Annotated in this window: 17 protein-coding genes and 1 tRNA gene; 12 read left to right on the top strand and 6 right to left on the bottom strand. The window is 60.8% G+C overall.

Going from position 1 to position 15,714, the window contains the following annotated elements; translation table 11 throughout:
- Nucleotides 1-13: 13 nt before the first annotated feature.
- Nucleotides 14-1,174, top strand: a complete 1,161-nt coding sequence (locus EKL29_RS07940) for a site-specific integrase (RefSeq protein ID WP_311778983.1) — start codon at nt 14-16, stop codon at nt 1,172-1,174.
- Between the two features lie 18 nt (nt 1,175-1,192).
- On the opposite strand, the gene EKL29_RS07935 is transcribed toward EKL29_RS07940, so the two are convergent.
- Nucleotides 1,193-1,269: transfer RNA gene (locus EKL29_RS07935), tRNA-Arg, on the bottom strand.
- 181 nt (nt 1,270-1,450) lie between these two features.
- Here EKL29_RS07935 and folD point away from each other — a divergent pair.
- Together folD and ybcJ are read left to right on the top strand one after the other, a co-directional pair.
- A complete protein-coding gene (folD, locus tag EKL29_RS07930) occupies nt 1,451-2,317 on the top strand; it encodes a bifunctional methylenetetrahydrofolate dehydrogenase/methenyltetrahydrofolate cyclohydrolase FolD (RefSeq protein WP_126689287.1) in 867 nt (288 codons plus the stop codon).
- Complete coding sequence (gene ybcJ / locus EKL29_RS07925) at nt 2,317-2,529, top strand: ribosome-associated protein YbcJ (protein WP_120451347.1); 213 nt, start codon at nt 2,317-2,319, stop codon at nt 2,527-2,529. Before folD ends, ybcJ begins: the two co-directional genes overlap by 1 nt.
- A gap of 31 nt (nt 2,530-2,560) precedes the next feature.
- Here ybcJ and EKL29_RS07920 read toward each other — a convergent pair whose 3' ends face one another.
- Together EKL29_RS07920 and cysS are read right to left on the bottom strand one after the other, a co-directional pair.
- Complete coding sequence (locus tag EKL29_RS07920; protein ID WP_126689286.1) at nt 2,561-3,658, bottom strand: AAA family ATPase; 1,098 nt, start codon at nt 3,656-3,658, stop codon at nt 2,561-2,563.
- A 58-nt stretch (nt 3,659-3,716) separates the two neighbouring features.
- Nucleotides 3,717-5,102, bottom strand: a complete 1,386-nt coding sequence (gene cysS, locus EKL29_RS07915) for a cysteine--tRNA ligase (RefSeq protein ID WP_126689285.1) — start codon at nt 5,100-5,102, stop codon at nt 3,717-3,719.
- Between the two features lie 216 nt (nt 5,103-5,318).
- Here cysS and ppiB point away from each other — a divergent pair, with 216 nt between their 5' ends.
- The 4 genes from ppiB to purK all read left to right on the top strand — a co-directional run bounded on the left by ppiB (nt 5,319) and on the right by purK (nt 8,231).
- The gene (gene ppiB, locus EKL29_RS07910) at nt 5,319-5,813 is read left to right on the top strand and encodes a peptidylprolyl isomerase B (RefSeq protein ID WP_120451344.1); all 495 of its coding nucleotides are present in this window, start codon (nt 5,319-5,321) and stop codon (nt 5,811-5,813) included.
- Nucleotides 5,813-6,529, top strand: coding sequence for a UDP-2,3-diacylglucosamine diphosphatase (gene lpxH, locus EKL29_RS07905; RefSeq protein ID WP_126689284.1), 717 nt, complete (start codon nt 5,813-5,815; stop codon nt 6,527-6,529). The genes ppiB and lpxH overlap by 1 nt, the downstream gene beginning before the upstream one ends.
- Nucleotides 6,530-6,660: 131 nt before the next feature.
- On the top strand, nt 6,661-7,170 hold the full coding sequence (gene purE, locus EKL29_RS07900; protein ID WP_126689283.1) for a 5-(carboxyamino)imidazole ribonucleotide mutase: 510 nt from the start codon (nt 6,661-6,663) through the stop codon (nt 7,168-7,170).
- Nucleotides 7,167-8,231 carry a 5-(carboxyamino)imidazole ribonucleotide synthase gene (gene purK / locus EKL29_RS07895; RefSeq protein ID WP_126689282.1) on the top strand — a complete coding sequence of 355 codons (1,065 nt, stop codon included), beginning with the start codon at nt 7,167-7,169 and terminating at the stop codon, nt 8,229-8,231. The genes purE and purK overlap by 4 nt, the downstream gene beginning before the upstream one ends.
- Before the next feature lie 211 nt (nt 8,232-8,442).
- On the opposite strand, the gene ybbP is transcribed toward purK, so the two are convergent.
- Together ybbP and ybbA are read right to left on the bottom strand one after the other, a co-directional pair.
- Nucleotides 8,443-10,860, bottom strand: a complete 2,418-nt coding sequence (gene ybbP / locus EKL29_RS07890) for a putative ABC transporter permease subunit YbbP (protein WP_126689281.1) — start codon at nt 10,858-10,860, stop codon at nt 8,443-8,445.
- Nucleotides 10,857-11,543 (bottom strand): putative ABC transporter ATP-binding protein YbbA, encoded by a 687-nt coding sequence (gene ybbA, locus EKL29_RS07885; RefSeq protein ID WP_126689280.1) that lies wholly within the window; start codon nt 11,541-11,543, stop codon nt 10,857-10,859. The genes ybbP and ybbA overlap by 4 nt, the downstream gene beginning before the upstream one ends.
- Here ybbA and tesA point away from each other — a divergent pair.
- The 5 genes from tesA to EKL29_RS07860 all read left to right on the top strand — a co-directional run bounded on the left by tesA (nt 11,511) and on the right by EKL29_RS07860 (nt 15,289).
- Entirely contained in the window at nt 11,511-12,134 is a 624-nt protein-coding gene (gene tesA, locus EKL29_RS07880) for a multifunctional acyl-CoA thioesterase I/protease I/lysophospholipase L1 (RefSeq protein WP_147402077.1), read from the top strand. The two genes, ybbA and tesA, sit on opposite strands and share 33 nt — an antisense overlap.
- 32 nt (nt 12,135-12,166) lie before the next feature.
- A complete protein-coding gene (locus EKL29_RS07875) occupies nt 12,167-12,940 on the top strand; it encodes an SDR family oxidoreductase (protein WP_126689279.1) in 774 nt (257 codons plus the stop codon).
- Nucleotides 12,941-13,008: 68 nt separating this feature from the next.
- Nucleotides 13,009-13,866, top strand: coding sequence for a co-chaperone YbbN (locus EKL29_RS07870; protein ID WP_120451338.1), 858 nt, complete (start codon nt 13,009-13,011; stop codon nt 13,864-13,866).
- Between the two features lie 62 nt (nt 13,867-13,928).
- Entirely contained in the window at nt 13,929-14,843 is a 915-nt protein-coding gene (locus tag EKL29_RS07865; protein ID WP_120451337.1) for an SPFH domain-containing protein, read from the top strand.
- Entirely contained in the window at nt 14,843-15,289 is a 447-nt protein-coding gene (locus tag EKL29_RS07860; protein ID WP_120451336.1) for an NfeD family protein, read from the top strand. Before EKL29_RS07865 ends, EKL29_RS07860 begins: the two co-directional genes overlap by 1 nt.
- On the opposite strand, the gene cueR is transcribed toward EKL29_RS07860, so the two are convergent.
- Complete coding sequence (cueR, locus tag EKL29_RS07855; protein WP_126689278.1) at nt 15,286-15,702, bottom strand: Cu(I)-responsive transcriptional regulator; 417 nt, start codon at nt 15,700-15,702, stop codon at nt 15,286-15,288. The genes EKL29_RS07860 and cueR overlap by 4 nt on opposite strands.
- Nucleotides 15,703-15,714: the final 12 nt, after the last annotated feature.

The raw sequence follows: 15,714 nt of genomic DNA, 5'->3' as shown, positions 1-15,714 counted from the left end.
AGGAGAAATCACCATGTCGATCTTCCGCAGGGGCTCCGTCTGGTACGGGAGCTACACGACGCCAGGCGGCAAGCGCATTAAAGAATCTCTTGGCACAGAGGACAGAAAGCAAGCGCAGGAGCTGCACGACCGCCGAAAGGCTGAGTTATGGCGAATAGAGCGTCTCGGGGATTTCCCGGACGTGACTTTCGAAGAGGCCTGCATGCGCTGGTTTGAAGAGAAGGCCCACAAGAAGTCTATCGATGCAGATAAAGGCCGGATTGGATTCTGGCTTATGCATTTTGAAGGGATGCTACTAAAGGATATAAGCGAGGCGAAGATATACGCCGCCGTCAGCAAGATGACCAACCGCAAGGCAGAGGAGAGATGGAATCAGCGCGCGGCAACGATGGCCAAGAAAGGTATCGAAATCGGAGCATTTAAAGCAGTTCCGGTATCAACCTCAACTAAGGCAAAGCACCTGGCATTAATGAAGGCTCTGATGCGGGCGGCCGAGAGGGAGTGGAAATGGATTGAGAAGTCGCCGGTTATCAGGGTTCCACAGGAAAGAAATAAGCGGGTGCGTTGGCTCGAACCCGCTGAAGCTCAGCGACTGATTGATGAATGCCCCGAACCCCTAAAGTCTACCGTAGAGTTCGCGCTGGCAACAGGCCTGCGACGCTCTAACATCGTGGACCTGAAGTGGCAGCAGATTGACATGCAGAGAAAGGTGGCATGGATATATCCAGAGGACAGCAAGTCAGGCCGGGCAATTGGCGTTGCCCTGAATGACACAGCCTGCGCCGTTCTGAAGAAGCAGATCGGCCGGCATCACAACTGGGTATTCGTACACACCGAATCAGCGAAGAGAAGTGACGGAACCACAACGGCAACCGTGCGCAAGACACGCGTGGATTCCAATACAGCATGGCGGGCAGCTCTGAAGCGAGCGGGCATTGAAGATTTCCGTTTCCACGACCTGAGGCATACGTGGGCGAGCTGGTTGATTCAGGCCGGGGTGCCACTGTCTGCGCTGCAGGAAATGGGAGGCTGGGAAAGCATCGAAATGGTACAGCGATATGCTCATCTTGCGCCTAACCATCTTACGGAGCATGCACGTCAAATAGACGCGATTTTTGGCAGTCGTGTCCCAAATATGTCCCAGGGGGAAATTTTGAAAGCGGAAGGAGAGTGATAACTCATTGAAAGATAATGGCACGCCCTACAGGATTCGAACCTGTGACCTACGGCTTAGAAGGCCGGTGCTCTATCCAGCTGAGCTAAGGGCGCACGGGGATGGCGAGGATTATACGGCGAGACCTCAACGAGTCAACGCTTTTGGCCGTACGTGCGATGCGTATGCCGAAGAATCAGACAACCGACGACGATTCAGAACCTGACAGCGCGTCACGCTTCTGACAGAATAGGCGCCTTTCCCCGATTTAACACAACACAGTGGATTTCCTCTCTGATGGCAGCAAAAATTATTGACGGTAAAACGATTGCGCAGCAGGTGCGCCTTGAGGTTGCGGAAAAAGTAAAGCAGCGTCTGGCGGCCGGTAAACGTGCGCCGGGTCTGGCAGTCGTTCTGGTGGGTGAAAACCCCGCTTCGCAGATTTATGTCGGCAGCAAACGCCGCGCCTGCGAAGAGGTCGGCTTCGTGTCTCGCTCTTACGATCTGCCTGCAACCACCAGCGAAGCTGAACTGCTGCAGCTGATTGACGATCTCAATAATGATCACGAGATCGACGGCATCCTGGTGCAGCTGCCGCTGCCGGCTGGCATCGACAACGTTAAAGTGCTGGAGCGTATTACGCCGGACAAAGATGTCGACGGTTTCCATCCTTACAACGTTGGCCGTCTCTGCCAGCGCGCGCCCACGCTGCGCCCGTGTACGCCGCGCGGCATCGTAACGCTGCTTGAGCGCTACAATATCGACACCTACGGCCTGAACGCTGTGGTCGTTGGCGCATCCAACATCGTGGGCCGTCCAATGAGCATGGAGCTGCTGCTGGCGGGCTGTACCACCACCGTCACGCATCGTTTCACCAAAGATCTGCGTCACCACGTCGAGCACGCCGATCTGCTGGTAGTCGCGGTCGGCAAATCAGGCTTTATTCCGGGCGACTGGATCAAGCCGGGCGCGGTAGTGATCGATGTCGGCATTAACCGACTGGAAAGCGGCAAAGTAGTGGGCGACGTTGATTTCGACGCAGCCTCTGAGCGCGCTTCTTACATCACCCCGGTGCCGGGCGGCGTAGGGCCGATGACCGTCGCCACGCTGATCGAAAACACGCTGCACGCGTGCGAAACTTATCACGATAAAGAGGAAGCATAATGGCGAGCTTTGCACTGGGTAAACACCCACACGTCGACCTGTGCGATCTGCTGAAGCTGGAAGGCTGGGTAGAGAGCGGCGCGCAGGCGAAAATCGTTATCGCCGACGGCGAAGTGACCGTTGACGGCGCGGTAGAAACCCGCAAGCGTTGTAAAATCGTTGCCGGACAAACCGTCGAGTTCGCCGGACAGCGTATTACTGTCACCGCATAAACCGGGGCGTCCTGCGGGACGCCCCCGCCAGCTACTCCTCCGCAATACGCGTCTCGCCTTCAGTCTGCTCCAGCCGAATATGATTCACCGGCGCGTACTGCGCAATCAGGTGCGCCAGACGCGGCGAATGGCTGGTGATCCAGAGCTGACAAAACTGGCTCGCTTCGGCAATCAGGTGCGCCAGCGCAGGCAGCAAATCCTCATGCAGGCTGTTCTCCGGCTCGTTAAGCGCCATAAACTGCGGCGGCCTTGGGCTGAGCAGCGCCACCACCAGACAGAGAAAACGCAGCGTGCCGTCTGAAAATTCCACGCTGTCGAGCGGACGCAACACGCCGCGTCGCGACATCTGCATCTGAAAGCGGCCGTTCTGTACATCAACGTGAAACTCGCTGTCGGGAAACGCCTGCGCGGTCACTGCATAGAGCAGCTCATGATGACCGCGCTCGACGATGGTCGCCCAGGCGGCGGCGAGATTGCTGCCGTCATGCGCCAGCACCGGCGAGCGGACGCCGGTCTGCGGCACGCGGATCGGCGATCCCGGCCAGACGGCAAACTCGTGATAGAAACGCCACTGTCGCAGCCGTTCGCGCAGCTGCGACAGTTCAGGATAGCGGTGCGGCTCAACCAGTTGGCCGAACAGCGACTCTTCAGGATGCAGCGTCGCCGGATAGGCCACGCGCTCCCCGTCAACGTTATGCAGAAACGCCGTCTGATTTTGCCGCTGCATAATGCAGGAGGCAGGTCGCCGCCGCTGGCCGCTCAGCCAGATACGCTCCTCTTTGACCAGCGGGTCGAGGTTGAAGAGTGAAGTCTCCAGCGGCTCCGGAAAACCGATATCAAGCTGATAGTCGAGATCGTCCATCTGCGCCGCCAGCGCCAGCCGTTTTGGGTCGTGGCGGCGATCGCCGCGACGCAGGCCGCCCGCCCACATGACTTTCTGAATGCCGCCCTCTTCCGCCAGCGCCGCCGCCAGCCGTCCGCTGGCGGCGTCGTGCAGCAGCTTAACCGCTTTGTAGAGGTTCGATTTGCCGCAGCCGTTCGGGCCGCTAATGACGTTAAGCTGCTGTAGCGACAGCGTCAGCTGGCGCACCGAGCGAAAACCGCGAATCTCAATCTTTTCAACTGGCATAGGTCAAAGAGGTTATCCGCTGTGGCATAAAAAAGGGCGCCAGCGCGCCCTTTTGGTTTTACTTACGACGCCAGGTAGAGCCTTGCGGCCCGTCTTCCACAATCACGCCCAGCTCGTTCAGCTTGTCGCGCGCGATATCAGCCTGCGCCCAGTTTTTCTCTTTACGCGCGTCGGCACGGGCCTGCACCCAGTGCTCGATTTCAGCCACTTCGTCGGCGTTGCTTTGCGCGCCGCTCTGCAGGAACTGCTCAGGATCCTGTTGCAGAATGCCCAGCACGTTGGCGATCTCGCGCAGCTTCGCCGCCAGGCCGTTAGCCGCATCGGCGTTTTCGCTTTTCAGGCGATTGACCTCGCGCGCCATATCGAACAGCACAGAGTAGGCTTCCGGCGTATTGAAGTCATCATCCATCGCTGCGCGGAAGCGTGCGTCAAACGCTTCGCCGCCCGCCGCCGTAGCGTTGCGGTCGGTGTGGCGCAGCGCGGTGTAAAGACGCTCCAGCGCCGCACGCGCCTGGTTCAGGTTCTCTTCGCCATAGTTGAGCTGGCTACGGTAGTGCCCCGACATCAGGAAGTAGCGCACCGTTTCAGCATCGTAGTGCTTCAGCACGTCGCGCACGGTGAAAAAGTTGCCGAGGGATTTCGACATCTTTTCGCGATCCACCATCACCATACCGGAGTGCATCCAGTAGTTAACGTAAGGACCGTCGTGGGCGCAGGTAGACTGCGCGATCTCATTCTCATGATGCGGGAACATCAGATCCGAGCCGCCGCCGTGAATATCGAAGTGCGCGCCAAGCTGTTTGCAGTTCATCGCCGAGCACTCAATATGCCAGCCCGGACGGCCGTTACCCCATGGCGAAGGCCAGGCGGGCTCGTCCGCTTTCGACATTTTCCACAGCACGAAATCCATCGGGTTGCGCTTCACTTCGGCCACTTCCACGCGCGCGCCAGCCTGCAGCTGCTCCAGATCCTGACGCGACAGCACGCCGTAGCTGGCGTCACTTGGCACGTCGAACATCACGTCGCCATTGTCGGCGACATAGGCGTGGCCGCGTGCGATCAAACGCTCTACCAGCTCGATAATCTCAGGAATATGGCGCGTGGCGCGCGGCTCCAGATCCGGCGGCAGAATGCCAAGCGCGGCGAAATCTTTATGCATCTCGCCAATCATGCGGTTGGTCAGGGTCTCGATGCTCTCGCCGTTCTCATTGGCGCGCTTGATGATCTTGTCATCGATATCGGTAATGTTGCGCACGTAGTTCAGACGATAGCCGCTGTAGCGCAGGTAGCGGGACACCACGTCGAAGGCCACGAAAGTGCGGCCATGGCCAATATGACAGAGGTCGTACACCGTGATACCGCACACGTACATGCCGATTTCGCCAGCATGAATAGGTTTAAATTCCTCTTTTTGTCGACTCAGGGTGTTATAAATCTTTAGCATTGAACAGTTCCGTTTAGACGAGTGCGGTAAACACTTTTATCAGGTTATTCAGTTATTGTGCCGTATTTTTCGCGCTTGCGCGACGGCAGCGTGCCAACAGCGCCGCGGGCGTGCTGACGCGCCATTGGAATTTATGATATAAGAAGCGTCGACTAAAATGGCCAGCGCGCTTTTGGCGGCCAGACGACTGACGACAACCTTTACAGGACGAGAATGATGGTTACCTTCCAGACCAACCACGGCGACATCGTAATTAAAACCTTCGACGATAAAGCGCCTGCTACCGTGCAAAACTTCCTCGAATACTGCCGTGAAGGTTTTTATGACAACACCATTTTCCACCGTGTTATCAATGGTTTTATGATCCAGGGCGGCGGTTTCGAGCCGGGCATGAAGCAGAAAGACACCAAAGCTGAAATTCGCAACGAAGCGAACAACGGCCTGAAGAATACCCGCGGCACCCTGGCGATGGCGCGTACTTCCGCTCCGCACTCCGCTACTGCGCAGTTCTTTATCAACGTAGCCGACAACGACTTCCTGAACTTCCGTGACGAAAGCCTGCAGGGCTGGGGCTACTGCGTGTTTGCTGAAGTCGTAGAAGGTATGGACGTAGTCGACAAAATCAAAGCGGTCTCTACCGGCCGTAGCGGCATGCACCAGGACGTACCGAAAGATGACGTTGTCATCCAGAAAGTAACCGTCAGCGAGTAATGTCGCGCACCCTGTTTATCGCAGATTTGCATCTGTGTCAGGAAGAACCGGCGATCACCGCCGGTTTTCTGCGTTTTCTGGCGCGTGAAGCGCCGCGCTGCGACGCGCTCTATATCCTTGGCGATCTCTTTGAAGCCTGGATTGGCGATGACGATCCTGACCCGCTGCACCAGCAGGTCGCCGACGCGCTGCGCGCGCTGCCGGTACCGGTCTACTTTATCCATGGCAACCGTGACTTTCTGCTCGGCAAGGCTTACGGCCGCGCCAGCGGCATGACGCTTCTGCCGGAAGAACAGGTGCTGGAGTGCTACGGCCATCGCGTGCTGATCCTGCACGGCGATACCCTCTGTACCGACGACGCAGGCTATCAGCGTTTTCGCGCCAAAGTGCATCAGCGCTGGCTGCAACGTCTTTTTCTCGCCCTGCCCCTGTTTATTCGCCAGCGCATCGCCGCACGCATGCGCGACGGCAGCAAACAGGCAAACCAGCATAAATCTCTCGCCATTATGGACGTCAACGCCGGGGCGGTTGAAGAGACGATGCTGCGCCAGCAGGTGAGCATTATGATCCACGGTCATACCCATCGTCCGGCAATCCACCGCTTCGTTTTAGAGGGCGCGCCTGCCGAACGTGCCGTATTAGGCGCATGGCATGAGCGCGGCTCGATGATCCAGCTCGACGCCAGCGGCATTCGCCTTATCGAATTCGACTTTTAAAACGCCGCGAAACGTGCCGGAATCACGGCGACGCAACCGTTTTCCTTGCGCCTTTCTCATGCTATTCTCTGTGCCCTTCTTTACCTGCCCGACCGGCCAGGTTCGTTTGTTTATTCACAGGAGTTGACCGCATGTCATCCAACGCCGCCCCGGCCCGCATTGCTATTGTAATGGGCTCCAGAAGTGACTGGTCCACCATGCAGTTCGCTGCGGAAATCCTCACCAGCCTGGACGTGCCCTTCCACGTTGAAGTGGTCTCCGCGCACCGCACGCCGGACAAACTGTTCAGCTTCGCCGAAACCGCCGCCGATAACGGCTTTCAGGTGATTATCGCGGGCGCGGGCGGCGCGGCGCATCTGCCGGGCATGCTGGCGGCGAAAACGCTGGTGCCGGTGCTGGGCGTGCCGGTGCAGAGCGCGGCGCTGAGCGGCATCGACAGCCTCTACTCTATCGTCCAGATGCCGCGCGGCATTCCGGTCGGCACCTTAGCCATCGGCAAAGCGGGCGCAGCTAACGCCGGTCTGCTGGCGGCGCAGATTCTGGCGCTTCACGATGCGGCGCTGGCTGCGCGGCTCGGCGAATGGCGCCAGGCGCAGACCGATGAGGTGCTGAATAACCCGGACCCGCGGGAGGACGCATGAAGCCAGTTTGCGTACTGGGCAACGGCCAGCTGGGCCGCATGCTGCGCCAGGCGGGCGAGCCGCTGGGCATCGCCGTCTATCCGGTCGGTCTTGACGCCGAACCTGACGCGCTGCCGATTGCGCAGAGCGTGATCACCGCCGAAATCGAGCGCTGGCCGGAAACCGCGCTGACGCGGGAGCTGGCGGACCACCCCGCCTTTGTGAACCGCGATATTTTTCCGCGCCTGGCGGATCGTCTGACGCAAAAACAGCTGCTCGACCAGCTTAACCTCGCTACCGCGCCCTGGCAGCTGCTGGCGGAGAAGAGCGAGTGGCCGCAGGTATTCGCCTCGCTGGGCGAGCTGGCGATCGTTAAGCGCCGCACCGGCGGCTATGACGGACGTGGTCAGTGGCGTTTGCGCGCAGATGAAACCGAGGCGCTGCCGGACGAGTGCTACGGCGAGTGCATCGTCGAGCAAGGCATCCATTTTTCAGGCGAGGTGTCGCTGGTCGGCGCGCGCGGTCAGGATGGTCGCACGGTATTTTACCCGTTGACCCACAACCTGCATCAGGAGGGCATTCTGCGCACCAGCGTCGCCTTCCCGCAGGCAGACCCCACGCAACAGACGCAGGCCGAAGCGATGCTCAGCGCGATTATGCATGAGCTGAACTATGTCGGCGTGATGGCGATGGAGTGCTTCGTCACGCCGGAAGGCCTGCTGATCAACGAGCTGGCGCCGCGCGTGCACAACAGCGGGCACTGGACGCAAAACGGCGCCTCCATCAGCCAGTTCGAGCTGCATCTGCGCGCCGTGCTGGGTCTGGCGCTGCCGCAGCCGGTGGTGTTCGCGCCGTCAGTAATGGTGAATCTCATCGGCACGGCGTTAAACCGCGACTGGCTGCAGCAGCCGCTGGTGCATCTGCACTGGTATGACAAAGAGGTGCGTCCGGGCCGCAAAGTTGGCCATCTGAACCTGACCGACAGCGACAGCGCGCGGCTGACGGCGGCGCTAAAGGCGCTGGTGCCAATGCTGCCGCCGGAGTACGCCAGCGGCATCGCCTGGGCGGTGGAAAAGTTCTGACGGTGGGCCTGTCCCGCTGAGGCTGTGAGTGGGCTGCCCACGTGGGCAATATTGTCCGCTCGCAAAGAGGCAAAAAGCCCTGCCAGCCCACGCCGATACGCACCTTAACCCTGAGGTGCGTATGTAACCGGGCCAGTGCGCCTCGTTGTGCCAAACGTCCCAGACGTTTTTGCGCTGGCTGGCTGCGGCCTGTCTCAGCCAGCGCAAACTGTCAGGCTGAATCAAAGCGCCGGAACAGCGCCTTGCCGCGCAGCAGCCGCACGCCCAGCCAGCCGCCGCACAGCGACAGCAGCAGCGCGCCGCTGAGCGGCAACGCCAGCCACAGCGTCCAGTCTGGCTGCCACGGGAAATCAAAAATCTTACGCTGCAGCGCCCAGAGCGCCGCCTCCGCGCCCAGCGCCGCCGCCATGCCGGACACCACGCCCAGCAGCGCGAACTCGCACCACAGCGTCGCGCGCAGCAGCTTCTTGCTGGCGCCCAGCGTGCGACAAACCACCAGCTCCTGACGCCGCTGCCGCATCCCGACCTGAATCTGCGCCAGCAGCAGCAGTACGCCGCAGAACGTTACCAGCACCACCATAATCTCCAGCGCCTGGCTCACCTGAGTCAGCACCTGGCCGATCTGCCGCATAATGCTGCCGATATCCAGCAGACTCAGCGTCGGAAACGCCCGGTTAAGCTGCGCCAGCAAAGCCGGATCGTTATCCAGTCTGAAACTGGTCAGCCAGGTCTGCGGCTGCGCATCCAGCGCGCCGGGCGGGAAGATAAAGAAAAAGTTTGGTCGCAGGCTTTCCCAGTCGACTTTGCGCAGGCTGGTGATTTTCGCGCTGAACGCCTGGGTATCGCCGGTGAAGGTCAGCGTATCGCCCAGCGTCACTCCCAGCCGGTCCGCCAGTTCCTTCTCCATCGACACTTCACCCGGCTTCGGCGGCCAGCTGCCCGCCACCAGCGGATTATGCTCGGGCCGCTCATTCATCCACGTCAGATTCAGCTCGCGGTTCAGGGCGTTATCCAGCTTCGGATCGGCCTCTTTGCCGTTCAGGCTGGTCAGGCGCACCCGCGCAACAGGATAGAAGGTTTCCGGCTTCACCTGATGCGAAGCGAGGAAAGCGCGCACCTGCGGCACCTGATCCTGCGTCATATTGAGCAGAAAATAGTTCGGGCTGTCCGGCGGCAACTGTTGCTGCCAGCGGTCCAGCAGATCGCCACGCATCACCAGCAGCAGCGCCAGCAGCATAAAAGAGAGCGAAAATGCCGCCAGCTGGCTCAGCGTCATGCCCGGCTGACGCAGCAGTCGGTTAATCGCCAGCCGCAGCGCCAGGCTGCGCACCACCAGCCGCCGCAGCAGCAACAGCGCGCCCCAGCCCAGCAGCGCCAGCACAGCCGCCAGCGCCACCACACCCGCCAGCAGCGCCCACAGCATCTTGCTGCCGCCCACCAGCAACGCCAGCAGCGTAACCACGACCACGCCCATCGCCGGGATATAGCGCTTCAGCGGCCAGATATCAGCGACCGCGTCGCGTCGCAGCACGCGCAGCGGCTGGGTCGCCAGCAGCAGTCGATAGGGACGCAGGCCTACCAGCAGCGAAATCACAAACAGGGAACCGATCGCCCAGAGCCACGGCCAGCCGCTGGCGGGCGGCAGGGCTGCAGGCAGCACCGGCTTCAGCATCTGCATCAACAGCGCCTCGACGCCCAGGCCGAGCGCCCCGCCGCACACGGTCGCCAGCAGCAGCACCGCCAGCCACTGCCCGACGATCAGCCGCCGCAGCGCGCGGCGCGTCGCGCCCAGCGTTTTTAACACCGCCACCAGATCGTAACGGCTGCGGCAGTAGTGGCTCATCGCCACCGCGACGGCGGCGATCGCCAGCATCAGCGTCAGCAAAGCGGAGAGCAGTAAAAACTGCTGGGCGCGCTGCATCGAACGGCCGAGCGCATCTTCAGAATTCTCTACGCTGATCCAGCGCTGATCCGCTTTCAGCTGCGGCTGGATCCAGCTGTCGTAGCGCGCCAGCTGCCGGGGTTCGCCGGCAAACTTATAGCGCCAGGTCAGGCGGCTGCCGGGCTGAATCGCGCCGGTCTTTTGCGCGTCGGCGAGATTAATTAGCAGGCGCGGCGCCATCTGGAAAGGGTTAAAACCGCCGTCCGGCTCCTGAATCACCTCGCCCGCGATGCGCAGGCTGGCGTCGCCAACATCCAGCCTGTCGCCCACCTTCAGGTTGAGCAGCGCCATCAGACGCGGTGCGGCCAGCGCCGTGCCGGGGGCGGGTTTCAGGCCTGGCGGATCGGTCTGCAAATCGCCGAACATCGGATAGCGATTATCCACCGCTTTGACCGCCGCCAGCTGCGGCGACTCACCGGCGAACGTCATGGTCATAAAGCTGAGCTGCCCGCTGACGGCTAACCCCTCTTCCCGCGCCTTCGCCAGCCAGGCGTCCGGTACAGGCGAACTGCTGCGCAGCGTGCGGTCGCCCGCCATAAAGTCACGGCTCTGCTGGCTTAGCCCTTTCTCCATGCGATCGCCGATCGCGCCAAGCGCCAGCACGCAGGCCACCGCCAGCGTCAGCGCCATCCAGACGATCAGCAGCGAGGGCGAGCGCCACTCGCGCCAGAACCAGCGCCAGATCATCGCTCCTCCCACACTTTGCCGTCGCGCAGCCGCAGACGACGATCGCAGCGCGCCGCCAGCTGTTCGTCATGCGTCACCAGGATCAGCGTGGTGGCGTAGTCGCGGTTGAGCAAAAAAAGCAGATCGGCGATGCGATCGCCGGTCTTACGATCGAGATTGCCGGTGGGCTCATCGGCGAACAGCAGGCCGGGACGGCCGTTAAAGGCGCGCGCCAGCGCCACGCGCTGCTGCTCGCCGCCGGAGAGCTGCGCAGGCAGGTGCGTCAGACGTTCGGCCAGCCCCAGCTGGGTTAACAGTTCGCGCGCCTGTTCGCGGCTCTGGCGGTCGCTCTCGCCGCGCAGCAGCGCGGGCAGCTGCACGTTCTCCAGCGCATTGAGCGTCGGCACCAGCATAAAAGACTGAAAGACAAAGCCGACCTGCGTCGCCCGCAACGCGGCGCGCTGCTCTTCATCCAGCTGATGCAAGGGTTGCCCCAGCAGGTTGACCTCGCCGCTGCTGCCGTCGTCGAGCCCCGCCAGAATGCCCAGCAGCGTCGACTTGCCGGAGCCGGACTCGCCGATCAGCGCGATGGTCTCGGCCCGTTTGACAATGAAGTCAACTCCGGTAAGGATGATCAACTGGTGTTCACCCTGACCGACGGACTTTGTAAGATGATGAACTTCAAGAATGTTTTCCGCTGGCATTATCCTTTCCTGTTTTTCGTTCTTCTGCTGGCATCGCATCTGGCCGCTGCGAACACCTTACTGGTTTTAGGCGACAGCCTGAGCGCCGGCTACCGTATGTCGGCCAGCGCGGCCTGGCCAAGCCTGCTGAACAACCGCTGGCAGCAGCCCAGCGTAGTCAACGCCAGCATCAGCGGCGACACCGCCGCGCAGGGTCTGGCGCGCTTACCGGCATTATTAAAACAGCATCAGCCGCAGTGGGTGTTAATCGAACTGGGCGGTAATGATGGTCTGCGCGGCTTTCCGCCGCAGGCTATCGAGCAGGATCTGCGTAAAATCATCGACGACGTGAAGGCGGCGAACGCCAGGCCGCTGCTGATGCAAATTCGTCTGCCCGCTAACTACGGGCGGCGTTATACGGAAGCGTTCAGCGGGATCTATCCCAGACTGGCACAGCAGTACAACATTCCTCTGGTGCCCTTTTTTATGGAGCAGGTCTACCTGAAGCCTGAATGGATGCAGCAGGACGGCATCCATCCGAACCCCGATGCGCAGCCCTTTATCGCCGAGCTGATGGCGAAAGAACTGGCCCCTTTAGTTAAGCATGAGTAATCTGCGGCGACGCGCTTTTTATGGGTAAAGATATGCAAAAAACCGTTGTAATTACCGGCTGTTCCAGCGGTATCGGTCGCGTCGCGGCGCAGGATCTGCAGGCGCGCGGCTACCGCGTGATCGCCGCCTGCCGTAAGCCGGAGGATGTGACCCAGATGCGCGCGCTGGGCTTTATCGCCGTTGTGCTGGATCTCGACGACGCACAGAGTATCGATCGCGCGGCTGATGAAATCCTGGCGCTGACGGATCATCGGCTGTTCGCACTGTTCAACAACGGCGGCTTCGGTCTTTACGGACCGTTGCGCACGCTGTCGCGCCAGCAGCTGGAGCGGCAGTTTTCCACTAATTTTTTCGGCACCCATCAGCTGACGATGCGGCTGCTGCCCGCGCTGGAGGCGAGCGGCGACGCGCGCATCGTCAACACCAGCTCCGTACTGGGACTCATCTCTACTCCTGGCCGTGGTGCCTACGCTGCCAGCAAATATGCACTGGAGGCCTGGAGCGACGCGCTGCGCCTTGAGGTGCGCCGCAGCGGCGTGCGCGTCAGCCTGATCGAGCCAGGCCCTGTGCAGACCCGCTTTACCGACAACGTGACGCAGGGCGAGCCGGGCAAACCGGTGCGCAATCCCGGCATCGCTGCGCGCTTCACCCTGCCGCCGGAAGCGATTTTGCCTAAGCTGCGCCACGCGCTGGAAAGCCCGCACCCGCGGCTGCGCTATCCGGTGACGCTGGTCGCACATGCGATGAGCATCCTGAAACGGCTGTTGCCAGGCTGGATGCTGGATCGCATTTTAAGCAGCCGCTGAGAATTCATCTTGAAGCGGGGACGTCCGGCCCCATATTCTTTATACACTTTCTGCCAAGAGACTTAGTCATGTCACCACAAGCTTCGATTATCGACGTCAACGAATCCAACCTGCACCAGACGCTGGAACACTCCATGCAGATCCCGGTGCTGTTCTATTTCTGGTCGGATCGCAGCCAACATTGCCAGCAGCTGACGCCGCTGCTGGAACGCCTGGCGCAGGAGTACGCCGGTCAGTTTATTCTGGCGAAGCTCGACTGCGACAAAGAACAAATGGTGGCCTCGCAGTTCGGCCTGCGCTCGATTCCGACGGTCTATCTGTTCCAGAACGGCCAGCCGGTCGACGGCTTCCAGGGTCCGCAGCCGGAAGAGGCTATCCGCGCGCTGCTGGAGAAAGTATTGCCGCGCGAAGAGGAACTCAAAGCGCAGCAGGCGCTGGCGCTGATGGATGAAGGCAAGCCGCTGGAGGCGCTGCCGCTGCTGAAAGAGGCGTGGCAGCTCAGCCGTCAGGCGAGCGAAATCGGTTTTCTGCTGGCGGAAGTCTTGATTAGCCTGAACCGCAGCGACGAAGCTGAAGAGGTGCTGGCGAAGGTGCCGCTGCAGGATCAGGATACGCGCTATCAGAGCCTGATGGCGCAGATCGATCTGCTGAAGCAGGCGGCGGATACGCCGGAAATCCAGCAGCTGCAGTCGCAGCTGGAGAGCGACCCGACCAATGCGGAACTAGCTGCTAAGCTCTCGTTACAGCTGCATCAGGTAGGACGCAACGAAGAGGCGCTGGAGCTGCTGCTCGGTTTTCTGAAGCGCGATCTGAATGCGGCTGACGGACAGGTGCGTAAAATGCTGCAGGAGATCCTGGCGGCGCTGGGCACTGGCGACGCGCTCGCTGCCCGCTATCGCCGTCAGCTCTACTCGCTGCTCTACTGATTCGGCACCGCTGTATCCGGGCCGAAGCGACTCGGCCCGTAAATTAACAACCGGGAGGTTATATGTTGACAGTGATCCCTGCGCTGATCGTACTGGCGCTTGTAACGGTTTGGGCGGGCGTAAAAATCGTACCGCAGGGCTATCAGTGGACCGTTGAGCGCTTCGGGCGCTACACCCGCACGCTGCAGCCCGGTCTGAGTCTGGTGGTGCCGTTTATGGATCGTATTGGTCGCAAGATCAATATGATGGAACGCGTGCTGGATATCCCCTCGCAGGAAGTCATCTCCAAAGATAACGCCAATGTCACCATTGACGCCGTCTGCTTTATTCAGGCGGTTGATCCAGCGCGCGCGGCCTATGAAGTCAGCAACCTTGAGCTGGCGATCATCAATCTCACCATGACCAATATCCGTACCGTCCTCGGCGGCATGGAACTGGATGAGATGCTGTCGCAGCGCGATAACATCAATACGCGTTTGCTGCATATCGTCGACGAAGCGACCAACCCCTGGGGCGTGAAAATCACCCGTATTGAAATCCGCGACGTGCGTCCGCCGCAGGAGCTGATTGCCGCCATGAATGCGCAGATGAAGGCAGAGCGTACCAAACGCGCCGACATCCTTGCGGCGGAAGGCGTGCGTCAGGCGGCGATTCTGCGCGCCGAAGGCGACAAGCAGTCGCGCATTCTGAAAGCCGAAGGCGAGCGAACCTCAGCGTTCCTGCAGGCGGAGGCGCGCGAGCGCCAGGCCGAAGCCGAAGCGCGCGCCACCAAAATGGTGTCCGAAGCTATCGCGGCGGGCGATATCCAGGCGGTGAACTACTTTGTGGCGCAGAAATATACCGACGCGCTGCAGAAAATCGGTGAAGCCAGCAACAGCAAGGTGGTTATGATGCCGCTGGACGCCAGCAGCCTGCTGGGATCGGTGGCAGGCATCAGCGAGCTGCTGAAAGGCACGTCTCCAGAGTCGAAACGCTAATGCTACTGGAAATCATCGCCCACCCGCACTGGTTCTGGCTGACGCTTGGCGGCCTGCTGCTGGCGGCGGAAATGCTCGGCACCAGCGGCTATCTGCTGTGGAGCGGCATCGCGGCGGTGCTGGTGGGTCTTGTGGAGTGGCTGGCACCCTTTAGCTGGACGGCCCAGGGCACGCTGTTCGCGCTGCTGACCTTAGTCTGCGTTTACCTCTGGTATCGCTGGATACGCCATCGCGAGCGCCATCAGCAGCCCAACTCTCTTAACCAGCGCGGCAACCAGCTGATCGGCACGCATCTGACGCTGGATGCGCCGCTGATTAACGGCATCGGTCATGTAAAGCTGGGCGACAGCAGCTGGCGCGTACAGGCCGACCAGGATCTGCCTGCTGGCACTCAGGTTATCGTTACGGGCGTAGAGGGCATTACGCTGCACATCACGCCGCGTTAACCGGACTGGCCCGGCGTATGGCCACAGCATCCCGCCAGGTTGTTGATGATGGGACACTCCGCGCTCTCATCGCCAGGGCAGGCGTCGGCCAGCGCCAGCAGCCGCATGCGCATCGCCTGTAGCTCTTCAATATGCGTGGCGATCTCCGCCGCTTTTTGCAGGGTGCGCGCTTTGACGTCGGCGCTGTGGCGCGCCGGATCGTTGAACAGCGTAACCAGCTCGCGGCATTCCTCAAGCGTAAAGCCCACCTGTCGCGCCTGACGCAGCAGGTTCAGCTCCTCAAGATGATGAGCGCTGTAGCGACGGTAGCCATTGTCGCTGCGCAGCGGCGGTGTCACCACGCCCTTCTCTTCATAGAAACGGATCGCTTTGCTGGTTAAGCCGGTTTTTTTCGCCACATCGCTGATATTCACTCTGCTCTCTCC

The organism is Pantoea sp. YU22 (assembly GCF_003970755.1).
Classification (GTDB): domain Bacteria; phylum Pseudomonadota; class Gammaproteobacteria; order Enterobacterales; family Enterobacteriaceae; genus Pantoea; species Pantoea piersonii.
This window is presented reverse-complemented; position numbering and strand designations above follow the sequence as displayed.

Excerpts from the sequence above, each read along its gene's own strand:
- tesA (WP_147402077.1), top strand. The coding sequence starts at position 11,511 with ATGATGAACTTCAAGAATGTTTTCCGCTGGCATTATCCTTTCCTGTTT.
- purK (WP_126689282.1), top strand. The coding sequence starts at position 7,167 with ATGAAGCCAGTTTGCGTACTGGGCAACGGCCAGCTGGGCCGCATGCTG.
- EKL29_RS07860 (WP_120451336.1), top strand. The coding sequence starts at position 14,843 with ATGCTACTGGAAATCATCGCCCACCCGCACTGGTTCTGGCTGACGCTT.
- EKL29_RS07920 (WP_126689286.1), bottom strand. The coding sequence starts at position 3,658 with ATGCCAGTTGAAAAGATTGAGATTCGCGGTTTTCGCTCGGTGCGCCAG.
- ybbA (WP_126689280.1), bottom strand. The coding sequence starts at position 11,543 with ATGCCAGCGGAAAACATTCTTGAAGTTCATCATCTTACAAAGTCCGTC.
- EKL29_RS07865 (WP_120451337.1), top strand. The coding sequence starts at position 13,929 with ATGTTGACAGTGATCCCTGCGCTGATCGTACTGGCGCTTGTAACGGTT.
- ybcJ (WP_120451347.1), top strand. The coding sequence starts at position 2,317 with ATGGCGAGCTTTGCACTGGGTAAACACCCACACGTCGACCTGTGCGAT.
- EKL29_RS07940 (WP_311778983.1), top strand. The coding sequence starts at position 14 with ATGTCGATCTTCCGCAGGGGCTCCGTCTGGTACGGGAGCTACACGACG.
- lpxH (WP_126689284.1), top strand. The coding sequence starts at position 5,813 with ATGTCGCGCACCCTGTTTATCGCAGATTTGCATCTGTGTCAGGAAGAA.
- EKL29_RS07870 (WP_120451338.1), top strand. The coding sequence starts at position 13,009 with ATGTCACCACAAGCTTCGATTATCGACGTCAACGAATCCAACCTGCAC.
- ybbP (WP_126689281.1), bottom strand. The coding sequence starts at position 10,860 with ATGATCTGGCGCTGGTTCTGGCGCGAGTGGCGCTCGCCCTCGCTGCTG.
- folD (WP_126689287.1), top strand. The coding sequence starts at position 1,451 with ATGGCAGCAAAAATTATTGACGGTAAAACGATTGCGCAGCAGGTGCGC.
- ppiB (WP_120451344.1), top strand. The coding sequence starts at position 5,319 with ATGGTTACCTTCCAGACCAACCACGGCGACATCGTAATTAAAACCTTC.
- purE (WP_126689283.1), top strand. The coding sequence starts at position 6,661 with ATGTCATCCAACGCCGCCCCGGCCCGCATTGCTATTGTAATGGGCTCC.
- cysS (WP_126689285.1), bottom strand. The coding sequence starts at position 5,102 with ATGCTAAAGATTTATAACACCCTGAGTCGACAAAAAGAGGAATTTAAA.
- EKL29_RS07875 (WP_126689279.1), top strand. The coding sequence starts at position 12,167 with ATGCAAAAAACCGTTGTAATTACCGGCTGTTCCAGCGGTATCGGTCGC.